At 64.6% G+C, this 19,630-nt stretch carries 19 protein-coding genes; 5 read left to right on the top strand and 14 right to left on the bottom strand.

The genetic code is table 11. From position 1 onward, the window contains the following. The 9 genes from RR928_RS19820 to RR928_RS19780 form a co-directional block, all read right to left on the bottom strand. Positions 1-1,304, bottom strand: a 1,304-nt coding sequence (locus tag RR928_RS19820) for a GTP-binding protein (RefSeq protein ID WP_332683901.1), incomplete at its 3' end; no start/stop codon positions are given. Then, positions 1,301-2,293 (bottom strand): tRNA pseudouridine(55) synthase TruB, encoded by a 993-nt coding sequence (truB, locus tag RR928_RS19815; RefSeq protein WP_332538174.1) that lies wholly within the window; start codon positions 2,291-2,293, stop codon positions 1,301-1,303. The genes truB and RR928_RS19820, both read right to left, overlap by 4 nt. 2 nt (positions 2,294-2,295) lie before the next feature. Then, complete coding sequence (rbfA, locus tag RR928_RS19810; RefSeq protein ID WP_332538175.1) at positions 2,296-2,667, bottom strand: 30S ribosome-binding factor RbfA; 372 nt, start codon at positions 2,665-2,667, stop codon at positions 2,296-2,298. Positions 2,668-2,670: 3 nt separating this feature from the next. Then, a complete protein-coding gene (gene infB / locus RR928_RS19805; protein ID WP_332538176.1) occupies positions 2,671-5,538 on the bottom strand; it encodes a translation initiation factor IF-2 in 2,868 nt (955 codons plus the stop codon). Positions 5,539-5,561: 23 nt separating this feature from the next. Further along, positions 5,562-7,046: a transcription termination factor NusA gene (nusA, locus tag RR928_RS19800; RefSeq protein WP_332538177.1), complete on the bottom strand. Its 1,485-nt coding sequence runs from the start codon at positions 7,044-7,046 to the stop codon at positions 5,562-5,564. Positions 7,047-7,168: 122 nt separating this feature from the next. After that, entirely contained in the window at positions 7,169-7,750 is a 582-nt protein-coding gene (gene rimP / locus RR928_RS19795) for a ribosome maturation factor RimP (RefSeq protein ID WP_332538179.1), read from the bottom strand. Positions 7,751-7,960: 210 nt separating this feature from the next. Next, entirely contained in the window at positions 7,961-8,326 is a 366-nt protein-coding gene (locus RR928_RS19790) for a thioredoxin family protein (protein WP_332538180.1), read from the bottom strand. A gap of 10 nt (positions 8,327-8,336) precedes the next feature. Continuing rightward, positions 8,337-9,611, bottom strand: coding sequence for a c-type cytochrome (locus RR928_RS19785; RefSeq protein ID WP_332538182.1), 1,275 nt, complete (start codon positions 9,609-9,611; stop codon positions 8,337-8,339). Next, positions 9,611-10,273 (bottom strand): c-type cytochrome, encoded by a 663-nt coding sequence (locus RR928_RS19780; RefSeq protein WP_332538183.1) that lies wholly within the window; start codon positions 10,271-10,273, stop codon positions 9,611-9,613. The genes RR928_RS19785 and RR928_RS19780 overlap by 1 nt, the downstream gene beginning before the upstream one ends. Positions 10,274-10,611: 338 nt before the next feature. On the opposite strand from RR928_RS19780, the gene RR928_RS19775 reads away from it, so the two are divergent. From RR928_RS19775 to RR928_RS19765, 3 genes are read left to right on the top strand one after another with little or no spacing between them, the layout of a single operon-like run. Then, positions 10,612-11,202 (top strand): lipocalin family protein, encoded by a 591-nt coding sequence (locus RR928_RS19775; RefSeq protein ID WP_332538184.1) that lies wholly within the window; start codon positions 10,612-10,614, stop codon positions 11,200-11,202. 27 nt (positions 11,203-11,229) lie between these two features. Next, positions 11,230-12,183, top strand: coding sequence for a DnaJ C-terminal domain-containing protein (locus RR928_RS19770; protein ID WP_332538185.1), 954 nt, complete (start codon positions 11,230-11,232; stop codon positions 12,181-12,183). Between the two features lie 21 nt (positions 12,184-12,204). After that, positions 12,205-12,537: a MerR family transcriptional regulator gene (locus RR928_RS19765; protein ID WP_332538188.1), complete on the top strand. Its 333-nt coding sequence runs from the start codon at positions 12,205-12,207 to the stop codon at positions 12,535-12,537. Between the two features lie 65 nt (positions 12,538-12,602). Here the strand turns inward: RR928_RS19765 and RR928_RS19760 are convergent, their stop codons facing one another. Beyond that, positions 12,603-12,773 carry a hypothetical protein gene (locus RR928_RS19760; RefSeq protein WP_332538189.1) on the bottom strand — a complete coding sequence of 57 codons (171 nt, stop codon included), beginning with the start codon at positions 12,771-12,773 and terminating at the stop codon, positions 12,603-12,605. A gap of 179 nt (positions 12,774-12,952) precedes the next feature. Here RR928_RS19760 and RR928_RS19755 point away from each other — a divergent pair, with 179 nt between their 5' ends. Next, positions 12,953-14,746 (top strand): ABC transporter ATP-binding protein, encoded by a 1,794-nt coding sequence (locus RR928_RS19755; protein WP_332538190.1) that lies wholly within the window; start codon positions 12,953-12,955, stop codon positions 14,744-14,746. Positions 14,747-14,949: 203 nt separating this feature from the next. After that, entirely contained in the window at positions 14,950-15,597 is a 648-nt protein-coding gene (locus RR928_RS19750; RefSeq protein WP_332538191.1) for a lipocalin family protein, read from the top strand. A 13-nt stretch (positions 15,598-15,610) separates the two neighbouring features. Here the strand turns inward: RR928_RS19750 and RR928_RS19745 are convergent, their stop codons facing one another. From RR928_RS19745 to RR928_RS19730, 4 genes are all read right to left on the bottom strand, one after another. After that, complete coding sequence (locus RR928_RS19745) at positions 15,611-16,549, bottom strand: alpha/beta fold hydrolase (protein ID WP_442881930.1); 939 nt, start codon at positions 16,547-16,549, stop codon at positions 15,611-15,613. Between the two features lie 111 nt (positions 16,550-16,660). Continuing rightward, positions 16,661-18,277: an ABC transporter ATP-binding protein gene (locus RR928_RS19740; protein ID WP_332683889.1), complete on the bottom strand. Its 1,617-nt coding sequence runs from the start codon at positions 18,275-18,277 to the stop codon at positions 16,661-16,663. Between the two features lie 5 nt (positions 18,278-18,282). Next, entirely contained in the window at positions 18,283-19,383 is a 1,101-nt protein-coding gene (locus tag RR928_RS19735; protein ID WP_332683887.1) for an ABC transporter permease, read from the bottom strand. Further along, positions 19,349-19,630 (bottom strand): ABC transporter permease subunit (locus tag RR928_RS19730; RefSeq protein WP_332683885.1); only part of this gene is annotated, 282 nt, incomplete at its 5' end. The genes RR928_RS19730 and RR928_RS19735, both read right to left, overlap by 35 nt.

Raw genomic sequence — 19,630 nt, 5'->3', positions numbered from 1 at the left:
TCCATGTTGACCAGCTCGCCCTTGCGCTCGCCCAGGGCTTGCATCACGCCGCCTTGGTGGGTTTCTTCGACGTCGGCGGTGACCAGCTCGATAGGCTCGTTCTTTTCACCGTTGATGTCGCGGAACACGACGCGCGGCTTGGACACAGCCAGCTCGTAGCCTTCGCGGCGCATTTCTTCCAGCAGAATGGTCAGGTGCAGTTCGCCGCGGCCCGACACTTCGAAAATGCCGTCTTCGTCGGTTTCCTTGACGCGCAGGGCCACGTTCGAACGCAGTTCCTTTTGCAGGCGGTCCCAGATCTGGCGGCTGGTCACGAACTTGCCTTCACGACCCGCCAGCGGCGAGTTGTTCACGCAGAAGTTCATGGTCAAGGTCGGTTCATCGATCTTGAGCATGGGCATGGGCTGGGGATCGAGCGGATCGGTGATGGTCTCGCCGATGCCCAGGTTTTCGATACCGTTGACCAGCACGATTTCGCTGGGGCCGGCTTCGGTGACTTGCACGCGATCGATGCCCTGGAACTTCTGGATCTGGTTGATACGACCCTTGTAGGCCTTGCCTTCGGGGCCGGCCATGATCATCACTTCCTGGCCTGCCTTGACGGTGCCCTGGGAGATGCGCGCCACACCGATACGGCCCACGAACGTGGAGTAGTCGAGTGCCGACACCTGCATCTGCAGGGGAGCCGCTGCGTCGCCCTGGATCGAAGGCACGTGGTTCAGAATGGTGTTGAACAGGGCCGACATGTCGGTGCCCCACTGTTCGCCGGGAGCGCCTTCTTCGGTCGACGACCAGCCGTTGATGCCCGAAGCGTAGACGACGGGGAAGTCGAGCTGTTCATCGGTGGCGCCGAGCTTGTCGAACAGGTCGAAAGCGGCGTTGACCACGTAGTCGGGACGCGCACCGGGCTTGTCCACCTTGTTGACCACGACGATGGGGCGCAGGCCCAGGGCCAGGGCCTTCTTCGTCACGAAACGCGTCTGGGGCATGGGGCCCTCTTGCGCGTCGATCAGCAGCACCACGCCGTCGACCATCGACAGCGCGCGCTCGACTTCACCGCCGAAGTCGGCGTGACCGGGCGTGTCGAGAATGTTGATGTGGGTGCCTTCCCAGCTGACGGCACAGTTCTTGGCCAGAATGGTAATGCCGCGCTCGCGCTCGATGGCATTGTTGTCCATGACGGTGTCGACCACCTTTTCATGCTCGGCAAAAGTGCCGGACTGGCGCAGAAGCTGATCGACCATGGTGGTTTTACCGTGGTCAACGTGCGCAATGATCGCGATGTTGCGGATTTGTGTACTCATAAAGTTTCCAAAATGCCGCGGTCTGTTGGGCGCGGCGTGCCTTCCAAAATTTGTTGAATTTCCAAGGGGCTCAGCAGGCGGTCGGGGATCAGCTCCCCGGCCAGCACATGGCCTACTCCCAATAAAGCGTGAGGCTCTGTTCCATAAACGGCCACTGCCGAGGCATCCGGCCAGTCGCCCCGTCGGCGCATGCCCGACAGAAAACGTCCGGCATCGTACTCGTTCAGCGTGACAGGCGTGTGTTCATGCAGCAACATTTGCGGTGGCTGCACGTGCAACAGGCGCTGTTCCTCGTCCATGGCTTCGAGCGCTTCGAGCGTGACGCAGCCTTCAAGCCCCAATCCGCCCGTGTCGGTGCGGCGCAGGAACCTGAGGTGCGCACCACAGCCCAGCGCTTCGCCCACATCCTCACCCAGGGTGCGGATATAGGTGCCCTTGCTGCAGGTCACGACCAGCTTGACGGCCGCAAAGCCGTCAGCGTCTTCGCACAGACTCACGTCAAGCGCATGGATCGTGACCGCGCGCGCAGGGCGCTCGATCTCGATGCCTTCGCGGGCGTATTCGTAGAGCGCCTTGCCGTCCTTCTTGAGGGCACTGTGCATGGGCGGCACCTGCGAAATCGGCCCGGAAAACTGCCTGGCCACGGCCTGCAGTCGTTCGGGCGTGATCGCCGCGAGATCCACGGGCCGCTCGCGCACGATCTCGCCTTCCGCGTCCGCGGTCGTCGTGGTCGTGCCCAGGCGGGCAATGGCAATATAGGTCTTGGCCGCTTCAAGCTGCAGCTGGCTGAACTTGGTGGCGGCACCAAAGCACAGCGGCAAAACGCCGCTGGCCAGGGGATCCAGGGTGCCGGTATGACCGGCTTTTTCCGCGCGCAACAACCACTTCACCTTCTGCAAAGCGTCATTGCTGGAAAACCCCAGCGGTTTGTCGAGCAGCAACACCCCATGCACAGGGCGCCGCTGCACCCGTGTGCGAGGCGCGTTCATGCTCAGTCTTCTTTCGCGCGCGAAGAAACTGCCTTGGCGATCAAGGCGTTCATGTCCGAAGCGCGTTCCGTCGTACGGTCGTAGACGAAGTGCAGCGTGGGCACGGTGTGGATGTGCAGGCGCTTGAACAGGCCGCTGCGCAGAAAGCCCGCAGCCTGGTTCAGACCTTCGAGCGTCTGGTCGGGATCCCCCGTGAGGATGCTGAAGAACACCTTGGCGTGTGCATAGTCCGGAGTCACCTCCACCCCTTGCAGGGTCACCATGCCCACGCGCGGGTCCTTCAACTCCCGGGCGATCAGCTCCGACAGATCCCGCTGGATCTGGTCGGAGACTTTGAAGCTGCGATTCGGCGCAGCGCGTTTCTTGGCAGCCATGGATTACAGCGTCCGTGCGATTTCCTTGATCTCAAAGACTTCCAGCACGTCACCTTCCTTGATGTCGTTGTAGTTCTTGAGCTTGATACCGCACTCGAAGCCTTCCTTGACTTCCTTGACGTCGTCCTTGAGACGCTTGATCGATTCGATCTCGCCAGTGTAGATCACCACGTTTTCGCGCAGCAGGCGGAAGCGTGCATTGCGGGTGACCTGGCCGGAGGTGATGTACGAACCGGCAATCGTGCCAATCTTCGTCGCCACGAACACGGTGCGGATCTCGGCCATACCGATGATCTCTTCGCGCTGCTCGGGAGCCAGCATGCCGGACATTGCCGCCTTGAGTTCGTCCACAGCGTCATAAATGATGTTGTAGTAACGGATCTCGACGTCGTTGTTCTCGGCGGCCTTGCGTGCATTCGCATCGGCGCGCACGTTGAAGCCGATGACGATGGCCTTGGAGGCAATCGCCAGGTTGATGTCGGACTCGCTGATGCCGCCCACGCCGGCATACACCAGCTGCACGCGCACTTCTTCGGTCGACAGCTTGAGCAGCGACTGGCCCAGGGCTTCTTGCGAACCCTGCACGTCGGCCTTGATGATGATGGGCAGGGTCTGCAGATCGCCCGCCGTCATTTCGGCAAACATGTTTTCCAGCTTGGCGGCTTGTTGCTTGGCCAGCTTGGTGTGGCGGAACTTGCCGGCACGGTAGGTGGCGATTTCACGGGCACGACGTTCGTCGGTCAGCACCATGAATTCGTCGCCGGCCGCGGGCACATCCGACAGACCCTGGATTTCGACCGGAATCGAAGGACCAGCGGTCTTGGTGGCCTTGCCGTTTTCGTCGACCATGGCGCGCACGCGGCCATAGGTCTGGCCGGCCAGAACCACGTCACCCACCTTGAGGGTACCGGACTGTATCAGCACCGTCGCGACAGGACCGCGGCCCTTGTCGAGCTGGGCTTCGATGACCAGGCCCTTGGCGGCGGCGTCGACCGGAGCGCGCAGCTCCAGCACTTCGGCCTGCAGCAGCACCTGTTCGAGCAGTTCGTCTATGCCCATGCCGGTCTTGGAAGACACGGGCACGAAAGGCGACTCGCCGCCGTACTCTTCAGGCACGACTTCCTGCACCACCAGCTCTTGCTTGACGCGCTCGAAGTTGGCATCGGGCTTGTCGGCCTTGGTGATGGCCACGACGATGGGAACACCGGCCGCCTTGGCGTGCTTGATGGCTTCCTTCGTCTGGGGCATCACGCCGTCGTCGGCTGCAACCACCAGAATCACGATGTCGGTTGCCTGGGCACCGCGGGCACGCATGGCCGTGAAGGCCTCGTGACCCGGGGTGTCGAGGAACGACACCATGCCGCGTTCGGTCTTCACATGGTAGGCACCGATGTGCTGCGTGATGCCGCCGGCTTCGCCGCCAGCGACCTTGGAGCGACGGATGTAGTCGAGCAGCGAGGTCTTGCCGTGATCGACGTGACCCATCACCGTCACCACAGGAGCGCGCGGCAGGGCTTCGGCTTCCTGTTGCGAGGTTTCCTCGAACGTGAAGGCTTCGGGATCGTCCAGGGCCGCGACCTTGGCGGTGTGGCCCATTTCTTCGACCACGATCATCGCGGTGTCCTGGTCCAGAGGCTGATTGATGGTGACCATCTGGCCCATCTTCATCAGGATCTTGATCAGTTCGGACGCCTTGACCGACATCTTGTGCGCGAGTTCGGAAACCGTGATGGTTTCAGGCACGTGCACTTCGATCGCCCGGAACTCCGCCTGCGCTTGCTGGTGGTGATCGTTGCGATCGTTGCCGCCGCCACGACGGCTGCCGCCGCGCGGACCGCCGCGCCAGTTGCTGCCGCCACCGCCGCTGCGGCTGGGGCCGCTGTCGCCGCGGGTCTTGATTTCCTTCTTCTTGCCGTCGCCAGCCCAGCTGGAAGACAGCTTGGCGGACTTGACTTCCTTGCCGGCGCCGGCCGCAGGCGCGGCTGGACCGCCCGTGCGGGCCGTGGTCGAACCCGTGGCAGGCTTGTGCAGCGTACCCTTCTTGGCGTCGCCCGCGGGCTTGGCCACGACGGCCGGCTTGACCGGCTCTTCGGGCTTCTTCGCGACGAGCACGCGCTTGGGCGCTGCCATCATGGCGCGAATCGCTTCGGCTTCGGCCTGGGCCTTGCGGCGGCGTTCGTCGAGGTCCTTCGCCCGGGCTGCTTCTTCAGCAGCGCGCGAGCGCGACTCTTCCTCGGCCTTTTCGCGTGCAGCGGTCTGGGCTGCATTGCGGGCAGCCGTTTCGGCCTTGTATTCGCGCGAGGCCTCGGCCTTCTGCGCAGTCGCCTGGGCAATCTTTGCGGCTTCCTGAGCAGCGTAGGCTACTGCCCGCTCCTCGGCTTCACGCTCCCGGCGTTCGCGCTCTTCGCGCTCACGGCGTTTTTCCACCAGTTCTTCCTCCTGCTGGCTGATCAGCTCCACCTGATGGCGAGCTGCCTCTTCCCGCCGCACCAATTCATCGGATTCGCGTTCAGTGCCGGCCTGCTCTTCGCTGACCTGTGCTTCGCCTTCGGAACCGGCTTCGCCGCTTTCGTCACGCTTGATGAAGGTGCGCTTCTTGCGCACTTCCACTTGAATGGTGCGGGCCCGGCCAGTGGCATCAGCCTGCTTGATTTCGCTCGTCGACTTTTTCGTCAATGTGATTTTCTTGCGGTCAGCTCCGCCTGTGCCATGACTGGCTTGCAGGTGCGAGAGCAATTTCTGTTTATCGGACTCGGTCAACGCATCGGAAGCCGAGGCCTTGGCAACACCAGCAAAGCTCAGTTGTTGCAACAAGGTTTCGGGTGTTTTTTTGAGTTCAGCAGCAAACTCAGCAACAGTGTTACTCGACATATTCGGTTCGTTCCTCCCTGACCTTACTCTTGCCCGGTGAACCAATGTTCACGTGCCTTCATGATCAAAGCTTTCGCTTCGTCGGCAGACTGCCCGGTCAGTTCGGTCAGTTCGTCAATGGCCAAATCGGCCAAGTCATCCCGCGTATGCACGCCACCGTCGGCCAGCTTGGCCACCAGCTCAGGCGTCAACCCCTCGAGGTCGCGCAGATCCTGCGAAACCGTGTCGACATTTTCCTCGCGTGCGATTTCCATCGTGAGCAGAGCGTCCTTGGCTCGCGCCCGCAGCTCGTTCACGGTGTCTTCGTCGAAGCTCTCGATTTCCAGCATTTCCTGCAGCGGCACATAGGCCACTTCTTCCAGGCTGGCGAAACCTTCTTCGATCAGGATGTCGGCGATTTCCTCGTCGACATCCAGATTTTCCATGAACAGGCGGCGAGCGGTATCCGTCTCGTCGGCCTGTTTTTGCGCAGACTCGGCTGCGTCCATGATGTTGATTTTCCAACCGGTGAGGTCGGAAGCCAGACGTACGTTCTGGCCGCCGCGGCCGATGGCGATGGCGAGGTTTTCCTCGTCAACCACCACGTCCATGGCATGTTTTTCTTCGTCGACCACGATGGACGACACGTTCGCCGGGGCCAGCGCACCGATCACGAACTGCGCCGGGTCTTCCGACCACAGCACGATGTCGACGCGCTCGCCGGCCAACTCGTTGGTCACGGCGTTGACGCGCGTGCCGCGCACACCGACGCAGGTCCCGATGGGGTCCACGCGCTTGTCATGCGAGATCACGGCGATTTTCGCACGGCTGCCGGGATCGCGTGCGCAACTCTTGATTTCCAGCAGACCCTGTTCGATTTCGGGCACTTCATTGCGGAACAGTTCCACCATGAATTCGGGCGCCGAACGCGACAGGATGATGGGAGCGCCGCGCAGCGTCAGGTCGACTTCCATGATCATGGCGCGCACGCGGTCGCCGTTGCGCAGGTTTTCCTTGGGGATCATTTCGCTGCGGCGCAGGCGTCCTTCGACGCGTCCGCCTTCGACGATGATGTCGCCCTTGTCCATGCGCTTGACGGTGCCGGTGAAGATCTTTTCACCGCGCGCCATGAAGTCGTTGAGCAGCATTTCGCGCTCGGCGTCACGGATCTTCTGCAGGATCACCTGCTTGGCGGCCATGGCGCCGATACGGCCGATAGGCACCGACTCGACTTCTTCTTCGATGTGCTCGCCGACTTCGATGTCCGGAACGCGGTCCTGCGCGTCCATGAGCATTTCTTCGGCTTCGGGGTTCTGCAGGCCGGCGTCATCAGGCACGACCAACCAGCGACGGAAGGTGTCGTAATCACCGCTATCACGGTCGATGGCCACGCGGATATCCACTTCGCCCTGGTACAGCTTCTTCGTGGCCTGGGCCAGAGCCAATTCCACGGCACCAAAGACCACATCGCGCTCGACGTTCTTCTCGCGCGAAATGGCCTCTACCAACATCAACAATTCGCGATTCATGCGATGACTCTCCTATTTCATTCACTCCGAGGGGGCACCTAGTCTCAACCGCAAATCCACGATTTGCCGGGTTGTGTTAGCCGCTTTGAGCCCCGTACTATTTGACCTGCAGTGGCACCCGCTCAGGAAGCGGCTTTACCGGCCCTGCCCTTGAAATCCACCAGCGGCGCCAGGCGTGCCTCGCGCAGCTCATCGAGTGCGAATCCCAAAGCCTGCAACGGCGCGGGCACACGCTTCTTGCTCACGCGCTGACCTGGCTTGACTGCCGGCTCATCGCTCCAGACGATTTGCCAGCCACCGGTCTCGCTGCGCTCGAGCGTGCCCCGGAATTTCTTGCGATTGGCGCTGACCTGCCCTGCCGCCGCGGTGCCGATCGGCTCCTTGAGCGTCAGGTCGATCACTTCGCCTTCAAAGCGAACAAAGTCCTGCTCGTGGCGCAAAGGCCGGTCGATGCCAGGCGACGAGACTTCCAGGCGCGTGTATTCCGCACCATCGACCTCGAGCGCAAACTGCAGCTGGCGCGTAACCTTCTCACAGTCTTCGACCGTGATGTACTGCTCCGGCAATGCCTGCGTTTCCGGCGTGGGAGCCTGCCAGGGCAAATCGATGGTGACGCGCAGCAGTCCTCCTGCGGAGCGCTCGATCTCCACCAAGTCATAACCCAGGCCTGCGACTGTTTGTTCAACGATTTGCTGTAGTGCCACGTGTATTCAATTCCATCTCTGCAAATACAAAAAACCCGATAACCCCCGGAAAACCCATCCGACAGCTTCGAGCTCCAAATGCAACCGACCAAAAAAAACGGGCGGTATGTACCCGCCCGTTTGGTCGTGAGTCCTATATTGTACCCGCAAACCATTGTCAGGGCTCGCAAACGGCACCCAAACGCTGTGCGCGCAACCGCTGGCGGCAGCTCACAGGCCCGCCGCAAGAATGCGATCGCGCAAGGCCTGCGCCTGCGCGGATACTGCCACGGGCGCCGGCCCGGTGCGCTGCAACGATACCAGAAGTCGGGACAGCACCGGCAACTGCGGCAGCAGCGGTCCCAGAAAACGTGCGTGCTGCGCGTCGGAAATCAAGAGGCTGGGAAAAGTTTCTATATCGAGATCGCCGGCGACATCTTCACGGTCCTCGATGTCGAGCCAGACGAAACGTGCCTCGGGGTGACTTGCCGCGAGGTCTTCGAAACCCTGGCGGTAGTCCTTGCAGACACCGCACCATTGCGCGCACAGGCAGACCACCAGCCATTGCTTGCCCGCCGGGGGCCGCTCACTCTCCATTCCCACTCCTTCAAGGCCGCTTTTTCTCGCGTGCCCGGTAAACCTCGATGGTACCAACCGCTGGCGCCATGTTGCCCCACGATTGTCGGACATAGGACGACACGGCGGCTATCTGCGCGTCACTCAGTTGATGGGAAAACGGGGGCATTCCATGCGGGCGCGGATTGCCGGCCGTGGCCGGCGGGTAGCCGCCCTGCAGCACCATGCGCACCACGTTGCTGCCGTCCGCAAGATTCACCGCACGATTGCCGGCCAGCGCGCCGAATGCCCCGGGCCGGCCTTCGCCCTGCTCGCCATGGCATTGCGCGCAGTGCTGGGTATAGACCTTGGCGCCGAGCAAGGCATCGTTGGCCTTGGCCACCGGCGTGGCCGGTGCCTGGGGCGCGGGCAGCGTCTGCAGATATGTGGCCATGGCCTGCAGGTCGGTGGTCGTCAGATACTGGGTGCTGCGAAACACCACTTCGGCCATGGGTCCGCTGGCCGAGGCGGAAGGAGAGACCCCGGTCTTCAACAACCGCACCAGATCCTCGCGTGGTCCCAGCGCACCGCCCAGCGCCGGCGCATACCAGTCCTGCAGCGCCATCATGCCCCCGCGCATCAGGCCTTCCTCCACCGAGGCCCCCCAACTGTTGCGCGCCGAATGGCAGGCGGCGCAATGCCCCAGCCCCTGCACCAGGTAGGCGCCGCGGTTCCATTCGGCCGGCGCATCGGCCGCGGGCTGCCACGCTTCGGCGCGGAAATACAAGGCACGCCAGACAGCCAGCGCCGCCTGGGTGTTGAACGGAAACGTGAGCGCATGCGCCTTGGCCGGCGCATGCACCGGCGCCAGGCTTTGCAGATAGGCGAACAGCGCGTCGGCATCCTCGCGCACGACGCGCGTGTACTGGGGATAGGGAAAGGCCGGGTACAGCAGACGGCCGTCCTGTGAACGCCCATGGTGCAGCGCGCGCCAGAACGCATCGGGCGTCCAGCGGCCCAGGCCGGTCTCGGGATCGGGCGTGAGGTTGGGCGCATGGATCACGCCAAACGGCGTCTCTATCGTGCGTCCGCCCGCATACTCCGCGCCGCCCTGCGCGGTATGGCAGGCCATGCAATTGCCCGCGCGCGCCAGATAGGCGCCTTTTTCAATCAGGGCGGGCGAAGCCGGCGCGATGGCCGCTCCCGGTTCACGGAACAATTGCGCACCCGCGGCTTCGCCGCGCAGATTGAGCCAGGCCACAAGGGCCAGGCCCGCCATCAGCAGCCCGCACAGGGCCAGCAGCCATCGCATCAATGATTTGCGCATCACTTGCCCTCCTGGTGTGCGGCATGTTCGGCCTGCATGCCGGCGCAGGCCATGGGCGCCGGACCGGGCAGCTGCGCGAGCGGCTTGCCACCCTGGGGCACGGGCTGGGCGGCCAGCCAGGCCGACACCGCTCCCACTTCCTGCACCGACAGCTTGCGCGCGATCGCGGCCATGCAATCGGGGGCCTGGGCGTGGCGCGCGCCGGTGCGCCAGGCGCCCAGCTGGCTGTTGAGATAGTCACGCGACAGGCCCAGCAGGCCGGGCACGGCGGGCAGCGCCCCTGTCATCACCGCGCCGTGGCAGGCGACACAGGCGGGCAGGCCGCGCGCCGCATCGCCGTGCATGACCAGCGCCTGGCCCTGGGCCAGCACCGCCGGCGCGGCCTGCGACCGCAGCGGCGCGGGATACGGGACTTCGCGGCGTGCAAAGTGTTCGGCCATCTCACGCAGATAGTCATCGGTCAGCGGCGCCAGCAGATAGGCCATCTGCGTGTGGCTGCGCCGGCCATCGCGAAAATTGAGCATCTGCCGGAACAGGTAATCGGCAGGCTTGCCCGCAAGCCGCGGGAAATAGCCTTCGGGACTGGCCCGGCCCTGGTCGCCATGGCAGGCACTGCAGGCCTTGACGCGCCAGGCCATGGAATCGACGGGCGCGTTTTCCATGGCATTTTCCTGGGCCCGCGCGCCTGGAGAGAGCGCTCCCAGCAGCACCGCGGCAAGAAGCGCGTGACGGGCAGAACCGCTGCGCCCTGCATTTGGCCTCCCCCATTTCAAACCTGCCATGAATCGCTCGCCTGTCATGCTTAGAGACTTCCGAATCTACGGCTTCGCTTAGGCACGGGCTAGAGGGACAACCAGAGGCACGCGCCTAGCCCCTACTCAGCCGACATTCCGTGCCAGCGCCGGCCTACATGCGACGACGAGGGCTCTGCTACATTGGTTCCAGTCCTTCAACCATGGGCATCCGCAGCCGGGCTGTGGCGGCCTTCAGGGAGTCGCTCATGTTCGCTGCAGGCTTTCTCCAAACCGGCGATCCGCCGCGCTACTGGTTGCTGGCGATGCTGCTGTGCGGCCTGGTGTTCGCCTGCGGGCTCAGCGCCCATACGCATCCCGTGCCGCGCGATATCGCGGTGATCCAGAATTTCGACGCCCAACGTTATGCGGGACCCTGGTTCGTGCTCGCGCGCATGGACCATCCGGCGGAACAGCGATTGATACAGACCGGCGTCTATTACCGCAGCAACGCCGACGGCTCGCTGTCCATGGTGCAGCGCGGCCTCGATCCCGAGCGCAGGCAGTGGACCAAGCGCGAAAGCCTGGCCCTGCCCGCGGGCGCGGCGCACGAAGGCGCGCTGAAAATTTCGTCCCATGGCACGGTCACCAGCGACTACCATGTAGTTGCGCTCGATGCCGACTACCGCTGGGCCCTCGTTCTGGGCAACAGCGCCGAACGCGTGTGGGTGCTGTCGCGCTCGCCCGTGCTGCGCCCCGCAGACCGGGCCAATGTGCTGCACCAGGCGCGCCTCGCGGGCGTCAACACCGAACAGCTGCTCTGGGTTCCCCAGGAACGCCAGGGTGCACCTTTGCTCTAGCTTGCAGTCGCCATGGAGAACCCCTGAATGGATTTCAAGGACTATTACAAGATCCTCGGTGTCGATCCCAAGGCAAGCGCCCAGGACATCAAGAAAGCCTACCGGCGCCTGGCGCGCAAGCACCATCCCGACCTGAGCCAGGACCCAGAGTCCGCGCGCCGCATGGCCGAGCTCAATGAAGCCAACACCGTGCTGTCCGATCCCGAAAAGCGCGCGGCCTACGACCAGCTCGGCGCCGAGCCGCCGCCGGACTTTGGCGCGCACGGCGGTTTCCGTCCTCCACCCCACTGGGACGAGGACCATGCATTCCATCAGAACGGCGGCACCGACAGCGAGGACTACAGCGACTTCTTCGACCAACTGTTCGGCCGCACCGCCTATGCCCGGCAGACCCATGCGCGCGGCCAGACGCCGCCCGACCGCAAGGGTCGCGACCACCACGCGGTCATCGAGCTGGACTTGGAAGACAGCTATCGCGGCACCGAGCGCTCGCTGCAGGTGCGCAGTGCCGCGCTCGATGCCCAGGGCCACGCCGTGGAAAAGACGCGCGAGCTCCAGGTCACCATTCCGAAAGGCGTCAAGGAAGGACAGCTGATACGCCTCGCGGGCCACGGCAGCCCGGGCCTGGGCCAGGGATCATCCGGAGACCTGCTGCTGGAGGTGCGTTTTCGCCCCGACCCCCGTTGGTACGCCAAGGACAAGGACGTGTACCAGCATGTGGCGATCGCGCCCTGGGAAGCGGCTCTGGGCGGCCCCATCGAAGTGGCGACGCTCGCCGGCACGCTCGAAGTCAACGTGCCCGCGGGCTGGAAAAAAGGCCGCCAGCTGCGCCTGCGCGGCAAGGGCCTGCCCGCCCAGACGCCCGGAGACATGTATTTGCTGCTCGATATCGCGCTGCCGCCGGCCAACGACGAAGCCAGCCGCAAGGCCTACGAAGCGTTCTCTCAGGCCTTTCCGCACTTCAACGCGCGCAATGCCTGAACCTGCCATGAGGAAAATGCCATGACCGCCGCTCCCTCCCCTTTCTGCACGCCCTGCGAAGTGCTGGACACGGCAGCGCTCGATATTGCGCAACTGGCCCACGCCTGCGCCCAGCCCACGGGCTGGGTGGTGCAGCGCGTGCAGGAAGAAGTGCTGCACATCGATGGCGACAGTGGCCAGGGCGACAGCGAATGGCGCTTCAGCAGCCGCACGCTGCTGCGCGCCCGGCGCATCGCGCATCTTGAAACGGCATACGATGCCGATCCACAGCTCGCGGCACTCGCGGCCGATCTGATGGAAGAAGTGCAGACGCTGCGCAGGCTGCTGCATGAACGCGGGCAAGAGCGGCACTGAAACTGCACGCCAAAAAGCAAAAAAGCCCTCGAGAGGGCTTTTTTTCAGGGAAGCGAAGCCGCAGCTCAGCCGCCTTGGTGCACGCGCTTGCCGGGGTTCTTCTTCGAGCGCGTAGCGACGCCACGTTCCTTGCTCACGCGCTGACCGCGGCCAGCCGTGGGCAGGCTATAACCGTTGGGCAGGGGAGGCTGGGGCGTGAACTTGCGGTCGGCTTCGGTAACGATCTTGTTGCCCATGGGACATCCTTCAATGAAAAAAGCGATTTGAAGCCGCTATTAAGCCACAGCCTGGGCCCTGCCTGCACGGCAAAGTCATATGCCGACGCGCGTTATCGCTGCGAAAGCCGGCTTTGCATGCATGCAACGGGCTGCTGTCCGACAGCGCAGTCCCACAGGACAGCGGATAAGAGTCGGCTATGCACATACTCTGGACCTACCTGAAGCCCCACGCCCGGCTCGCCTGGCTGGCGCTGCTGCTGGCCGCGATCAGCCAGGTGCTGGCGCTTGTGGACCCTATCATTTTCGGCAAGATCATCGATGGCTACGCCGTGCATCCCGGCGACAAGACCGATGCCGAGCTGATTTCCGGCGTGCTGCGCCTGCTGGGCCTGGCCGTGGTCGTGGCCATAGGTTCGCGCCTGGCCAAGGCGCTGCAGGAGTATGTGACCCGGCTGGTGGTGCAAAAGCTGGGCACGCAGCTGTTCAACGACGGCCTGCGCCAGGTGATGCGGCTCAAATACCAGGAGTTCGCCGAGATGCGCACCGGCGAGACCTTGTCGCTGCTGCAAAAGGCGCGCGCCGACAGCGAGCGCTTCATCAACACCTTCATCAACACCGTGTTCGCCGCCGTCGTCGGCATCAGCTTTCTGGTCTGGTACTCGGTCACGCGGCATTGGGCGCTGGTGCCGGTGTTCCTGATCGGCGTGCTGGTGCTCGGCGGCCTGACCGGCCTGCTCAGCCGCGAGATCCGCAACCAGCAGCGCTCCATCGTGCGCGAGACCAACCGCAACTCGGGCTTCATCACCGAGTCGCTGCGCAACATCGAACTGATCAAGAGCCTGGGGCTCACTTTCCCCGAAGTGCGCCGCCTGCAGGCCCAGACCGAGAAGATCTTTGCGCTCGAGATGCTCAAGGTCAAGCGCATACGCCTGCTGTCGTTCCTGCAGGGCTCGACGCTGAGCCTGCTGAAGCTGGGCATACTGTTTGCGCTGCTGTGGCTGATCTTCCGCGATGTGCTGAGCACCGGCGAGCTGATCGCCATGCAGTTCATCTCGGTCGCGATCTTCGCGCCGCTGCAGGAGCTGGGCAACATCATCGTCGCCTGGCGCGAAGCCGAGGCCTCGCTGCTGAACTTCGACACGCTGATGAAGAAGCCCGTGGAAAAGCGCCCCGCCAACCCGCAGCGCGTGGGCCTGGTGCAGGACCTGAGCTTCGACCAGGTCGAATTCCAGCACCAGGGTGCGAGCGACAAGGCGCTCGACGGCGTGTCGTTCTCGGCCAAGCTGGGCGACACCATTGCCTTTGTCGGTCCTTCGGGCTCGGGCAAGTCGACGCTGGTCAAGCTGCTCGTAGGCCTCTACACGCCCCAGGCCGGCACCATTGCCTTCAACGGCATACCGACGCAGCAGCTGCGCTACAACGAAGTGCGCCGCCAGATCGGCTTCGTGACCCAGGAGACCCATCTGTTCGCCGGCACGCTGCGCGAGAACATGCTGTTCGTCAAACCCGATGCGACCGACGCAGACATCCTCACGGCGCTCGAGCAGGCCTCGTGCCTGCACCTGCTCGAGCGTTCGCCGCTGGGCCTGGACACGCCGATAGGCGAGTCGGGCGTGCGGCTGTCCGGCGGCGAGAAGCAGCGGCTGTCGATCGCGCGCGCGCTGGTGCGCGATCCGCGGCTGCTGATCTTCGACGAAGCCACGTCGGCGCTGGATTCGCTGACCGAAGAGCAGATCACCGCCACCGTGCGCCGGGTGTCGCAGCAGTCCAACCGCATCACGCTGCTGATCGCCCACCGCCTGTCGACCATCCTGCATGCCCAGACCATCATGGTGCTCGAGCGCGGACGCGTGGTCGAAGCCGGCAGCCATGCCGAGCTGCTCGAGCGCAAGGGTCTGTACTACGCGATGTGGCGCCAGCAGATCGGCGAACGCCCCGCGGGCCGGCCGCTGGGCGCGATCGCCCCGCAAGCGCCCGCCGACGACGAATGACGCGGCCTGCACGACCGCAGCGCGCGCAAACGTCGTCCTTCGCTGACCGCAGCATGCCAGCAAACACCTACACGCGGCGCACGCGGCGCGCGGTAGATTGTTGGTAATGGGCGCAGCGCCCTCACCATAAAAGTGCTGACGACCTGTTAACGGCCCCACCGCCGCGCGCAGGCGTTGATTGTCAACACCGTCCAAGGAGTTCTATGTCCCGTCACACCCCTCGCCAACTGCCCTCCTTCGATGACCTGCGCAGTCGCCTGGACCATGCTCGCCTGCCCGCATCGGCCAGGCGCACCGGCTCCGCGGTCGCAGTGGCGGTGAGCGCCGGTGCGATTGCCTATCTGGCCTGGATGGCCTTGCGCAGCCCCGCACGGCCGGCGTCGGTGCAGCCCGTGGGCAACTTCGACATCTCGCGCTATCTGGGCCGCTGGTATGAAGTGGCGCGCATAGACCAGCGTTTCGAGAAAGGCCTGGTGCGCACGCGCGCCGAATACAGCCTTGCACCCAACGGCAGCGTGCAGGTGGTGAACCGCGGTTTCGATCCGCGCCGCAACCGCTGGCAGGAAGCACGCGGCAAGGCGCAGTTTGTCGGCAGCTCGGACGAAGCCGCGCTCAAAGTCTCGTTCTTCGGGCCTTTCTACGGCGGCTACAACGTGGTCGCGCTCGATGAGCAATACCGCTGGGCCATGGTCATAGGCTCCAGCCTCGACGACTTCTGGATTCTCTCGCGCACGCCCGTGCTGCCGACCGGCGTGCGCCAGCATCTGCTGGCCCAGGCCCAGCAGATCGGCGTCGATCTGGACCGCATCCTGTGGGTGATGCAGGACGGTGCCAACCCTACAGGCAGCTGAGCGCCATTCAGGCTCAGGCACCGCGCCCTTGCAGAAAAGGCAGCGCGGCGTCCAGCAGCGCCTGCGGCGCTTCTTCCGCAATGTAGTGGCCGCAAGGCAGAGGCCAGCCACGCACGTCGTCGGCGATTTTCTGCCATTCCTTCAGAGGCTCGAAGCAGCGGTGCACCACGCCCTGCTCTCCCCACAGCACCAGCAGTGGCACGCTCAGGCGCAGTCCCGTTTGCCGGTCTTCGCGCTCGTGCACCAGGTCTATGCCCGCCGCGGCGCGGTAATCCTCGCACACGCCATGCGCCGCGCCCGGCAGCGCCAGGCAGCGCATGTATTCGCCCAGCGCTCTCGCATCAAACGGCCCCAGCCCCGCGCTGCGCCCGCCCATCACATCACGCACATAGGCCGCGGCATCGGCCTCGATCAGGCGTTCGGGCAATGGTGCGGGCTGGATCAGAAAGAACCAGTGCCAGTAGGCGCGCGCGAAATCCTCGTTGGTCTGCTCATACATGGCCAGCGTGGGCGCGATGTCGAGCAGCACCAGCCGCTCGACGGCCGGCCCATGGTCCATGGCGAGCCTGTGGGCGACGCGCGCGCCGCGGTCGTGGGCCAGCACGCTGAAGCGGCCATGGCCCAGCTGCTGCATCAGCACCAGCAGATCGCGCGCCATGCGGCGCTTGCTGTAGTTTGCATGGTCGGCAGCGCCGCGCGGCTTGGACGAATCGCCGTAGCCGCGCAGGTCGGGAACGACCAGCGTGAAATGCCGCGACAGCTCGGGCACCAGCCGGTGCCAGATCACCGCCGTCTGCGGATGGCCGTGCACCAGCAGCAGCGCCGGCCCCTGGCCGCCGACCCAGGTGTGCAGCTGCACGCCGTCGTCGACCAGCACCTGCTGTGGGGCCAGGCCCGCCATCAAGGCCGCGGCCCCGGTCTCTACGGCAAGTTCGGCTTGGGTGACGGTCATTGGTTCTCCTGGTGGCAAATATGCGCCCCATGATAGGGAGAAACAATTTTCTATTGATGGCTTGCGATTTACTTCACTAGTTCATTCAATTCATGAATTGAACAGCATGGCCTAGGAAAGCGTCGCCGCGGCCACGAGGCGCTGGGTATAGGGGTGGCGCGGTGCATCGAGCACCTGGGATACGGGCCCGGCCTCGAGCACTTCGCCGTCCTTCATCACCATCACATCGTGGGCCATGGCGCGTATCACTTCGACGTCGTGGGTGATCAGCAGATAGCTCAGGCCGCGCTCCTTCTGCAGCCGCTGCAGCAGCGCCAGCACCTGCTGCTGCACCGTCACGTCGAGCGCGCTGGTCGGCTCGTCGAGCACCAGCAGCTGCGGCTGCACTATCAGTGCGCGCGCGATCGCCAGGCGCTGGCGCTGGCCGCCGGAAAACTCATGCGGATAGCGCTGCATCAGCCCCGGGTACTGCAGCTCGGTCAGGCCGACGTCGGCCAGGGCCTGCTCCACACGCTGGCGACGATCGACTGCCACGCCGGTGGCCGCGTGCACGCGCAGCCCTTCGCCGACGATCTCCTCCACCGTGAGGCGCGGCGACAGCGACGAGAACGGGTCCTGGAACACCACCTGCACGCTGCGGCGCAGCGCCTGGTTGGCCGGACTGTTGCGCGTGGCTGGCAGATGCCAGGCCTGGCCATTGATGCGCAGTTGCCCGTCGGACGGCAGCAGGCCCAAAATGGCCTGGGCCAGCGTTGACTTGCCCGAGCCCGATTCGCCCACGATGCCCAGCGTGTGGTGCGGCAGCAGGCGCAGGTCAACGCCCTTGACGGCAACAAACTCGCCCTTGCGGAACCAGCCGCGCAGCCCGGGCAGCGGCGTCGCGTAGCGCACCTGCAGCTGCTGTGTCTCGACCAGCACCTTGTCTGCGCGCGGCGGCGACTCCACCACGTCGCGCTGCGGCACGCTGCCGATCAGGCGCCGTGTATAGGCATGCTGGGGGTGGGCGAAAACTTCGTGCACCGGACCCTGTTCGACCAGCAGTCCGCGCTCCATGACCGCGGCGCGGTCGGCAAAGCGGCGCACCAGGTTCAGGTCATGGGTGATCAGCAGCAGCGCCATGCCGGTCTGGCGCTGCAGCTCGCCGAGCAGCTCCAGGATCTGCACGCGCAGCGTGACATCGAGCGCCGTCGTCGGCTCGTCGGCCAGCAGCAGCTTGGGCGCGGACGCCAGCGCCATGGCAATCATCGCGCGCTGGCGCTGGCCGCCGCTGAGCTGATGGGCAAACGAACGCGCGCGCCGCTCGGGCTCCGGAATGCCCGTGGTGGCAAGCAATTCGACGGCCTGCTTGCCGGCCTGGGCGAGCGACAGCGACTGCTTGAGCTGCAGCACTTCAGCGACCTGATCGCCGACCGTCATCAGCGGGTTCAGCGCCGTCATCGGCTCCTGGAAGATCATCGCCACGTCGCCGCCGCGCACGCCGCGCATTTCGCGCTCGGACAGCGCCAGCAGATCGCGGCCGTCAAACAGCACCTGGCCGCTGATGCGCGCCTCGCCTGCCAGGCGCAGCAGCGACAGCGCGGTCACGGTCTTGCCCGAACCCGACTCGCCGACCAGCGCCAGCTTTTCACCCGCATGCAGCTGGAAGTTCACGCCATGCACCACCTGCTTGTCGCCAAAGCGCACCTGCAGGTCGCGCACGTCGAGCAGTGGCGTGGAGGATGGGTTCATTTGCGTCATGCTTTTTCCGATACCTGGGCCTTGCGCGGATCGAGCGCATCGCGCAGCGCGTCGCCCATGAAAGTCAGCAGCAGCAAAGTGCTCACCAGCACGGCAAACGTGCCCAGCGAAATCCACCAGGCATCGATGCTGTTCTTGCCCTGGCTCAGCAGCTCGCCCAGGCTGGGGGTGCCCGGCGGCACGCCCAGGCCCAGGAAGTCTAGCGATGTCAGCGCGAGAATCGCGGCGCTCATGCGAAACGGCAGGAAGGTGACCACGGGCGTGAGACTGTTGGGCAGGATGTGGCGCCAGATGATCTGCGCATTGCCCACGCCCAAAGCGCGCGCGGCCTTCACATAGTCGAGCTGGCGATTGCGCAGGAACTCGGCGCGCACGTAGTCGGACAGCCCCATCCAGCCGAACAGGCTCAGCAGCACCAGCAGCAAGGCGATGCTGGGCGCGAACAGCGCGCTGAAGATGATCAGCAGGTAGAGCTCGGGCATGGAGCCCCAGATCTCGATGAAGCGCTGGAACGCGAGGTCGGTCCGGCCGCCGAAAAAGCCCTGGATCGCTCCCGTGATGACGCCCAGCAGCACACCGGTGACGGTCAGCGCCAGCGCGAACAGCACGCTCACGCGAAAGCCGTAGATCAGCTGCGCGAGCAGGTCGCGCCCGCGGTCGTCCGTGCCCAGCCAGTTGGCCGCGCTCGGCGGCGAGGGGTTGGGCAGCGCCGCGAAATAGTTGATCGACTGCGGGCCGTAACGGTTGGGCGTGTAGACCGCCCAGTTGCCGGGCGCGGCCAGCTGCTCGGCGATGAACGGATCTAGGTAGTCGGTCGTGGTCTCGAAATCGCCGCCAAACGTGGTCTCGGGGTAGTCGTTCCACAGCGGCCAATAGGTCTGGCCCTGGTAATGCACGACGATGGGTCGGTCGTTGCTCAGCAGCTCGGCGCCCAGGCTCAGCAGCACCATCGCGCAGAAGACGATCAGGCTCCAGTAGCCCAGGCGGTTGCGCTCGAAACGCTGCCAGGCGCGGCGCGCGGGCGACCGCGAAGGGCGCAGCGAAGGCGCAGCAGATGTGGAATCAGTCGAACTTGACACGTGGATCCACCCAGACATAGCAAAGGTCGCTGATCAGCTTGGTCACCAGGCCGATCAGCGTGAACAGATACAGGGTTCCAAGCACGACCGGATAGTCGCGCCGGATCACGCTTTCATAGCTCAGCAGCCCCAGGCCGTCGAGCGAGAACAGGGTTTCTATCAGCAGCGAGCCCGCGAAGAATGCGCCGATGAAGGCCGCGGGAAAGCCGGTGATGATGGGAATCAGCGCGTTGCGGAACACATGCTTCCACAGCACCTGGCGCTC

Origin of the sequence: Comamonas sp. (assembly GCF_036666375.1) — a bacterium.
In the GTDB taxonomy this organism is placed as follows: Bacteria; Pseudomonadota; Gammaproteobacteria; order Burkholderiales; family Burkholderiaceae_C; genus Comamonas.
This window is presented reverse-complemented; position numbering and strand designations above follow the sequence as displayed.

Excerpts from the sequence above, each read along its gene's own strand:
- truB (WP_332538174.1), bottom strand. The coding sequence starts at position 2,293 with ATGAACGCGCCTCGCACACGGGTGCAGCGGCGCCCTGTGCATGGGGTG.
- rbfA (WP_332538175.1), bottom strand. The coding sequence starts at position 2,667 with ATGGCTGCCAAGAAACGCGCTGCGCCGAATCGCAGCTTCAAAGTCTCC.
- infB (WP_332538176.1), bottom strand. The coding sequence starts at position 5,538 with ATGTCGAGTAACACTGTTGCTGAGTTTGCTGCTGAACTCAAAAAAACA.
- nusA (WP_332538177.1), bottom strand. The coding sequence starts at position 7,046 with ATGAATCGCGAATTGTTGATGTTGGTAGAGGCCATTTCGCGCGAGAAG.
- RR928_RS19790 (WP_332538180.1), bottom strand. The coding sequence starts at position 8,326 with ATGGAGAGTGAGCGGCCCCCGGCGGGCAAGCAATGGCTGGTGGTCTGC.
- RR928_RS19785 (WP_332538182.1), bottom strand. The coding sequence starts at position 9,611 with ATGCGCAAATCATTGATGCGATGGCTGCTGGCCCTGTGCGGGCTGCTG.
- RR928_RS19780 (WP_332538183.1), bottom strand. The coding sequence starts at position 10,273 with ATGGAAAACGCGCCCGTCGATTCCATGGCCTGGCGCGTCAAGGCCTGC.
- RR928_RS19775 (WP_332538184.1), top strand. The coding sequence starts at position 10,612 with ATGTTCGCTGCAGGCTTTCTCCAAACCGGCGATCCGCCGCGCTACTGG.
- RR928_RS19770 (WP_332538185.1), top strand. The coding sequence starts at position 11,230 with ATGGATTTCAAGGACTATTACAAGATCCTCGGTGTCGATCCCAAGGCA.
- RR928_RS19765 (WP_332538188.1), top strand. The coding sequence starts at position 12,205 with ATGACCGCCGCTCCCTCCCCTTTCTGCACGCCCTGCGAAGTGCTGGAC.
- RR928_RS19760 (WP_332538189.1), bottom strand. The coding sequence starts at position 12,773 with ATGGGCAACAAGATCGTTACCGAAGCCGACCGCAAGTTCACGCCCCAG.
- RR928_RS19755 (WP_332538190.1), top strand. The coding sequence starts at position 12,953 with ATGCACATACTCTGGACCTACCTGAAGCCCCACGCCCGGCTCGCCTGG.
- RR928_RS19750 (WP_332538191.1), top strand. The coding sequence starts at position 14,950 with ATGTCCCGTCACACCCCTCGCCAACTGCCCTCCTTCGATGACCTGCGC.
- RR928_RS19745 (WP_442881930.1), bottom strand. The coding sequence starts at position 16,549 with ATGACCGTCACCCAAGCCGAACTTGCCGTAGAGACCGGGGCCGCGGCC.
- RR928_RS19740 (WP_332683889.1), bottom strand. The coding sequence starts at position 18,277 with ATGAACCCATCCTCCACGCCACTGCTCGACGTGCGCGACCTGCAGGTG.
- RR928_RS19735 (WP_332683887.1), bottom strand. The coding sequence starts at position 19,383 with ATGTCTGGGTGGATCCACGTGTCAAGTTCGACTGATTCCACATCTGCT.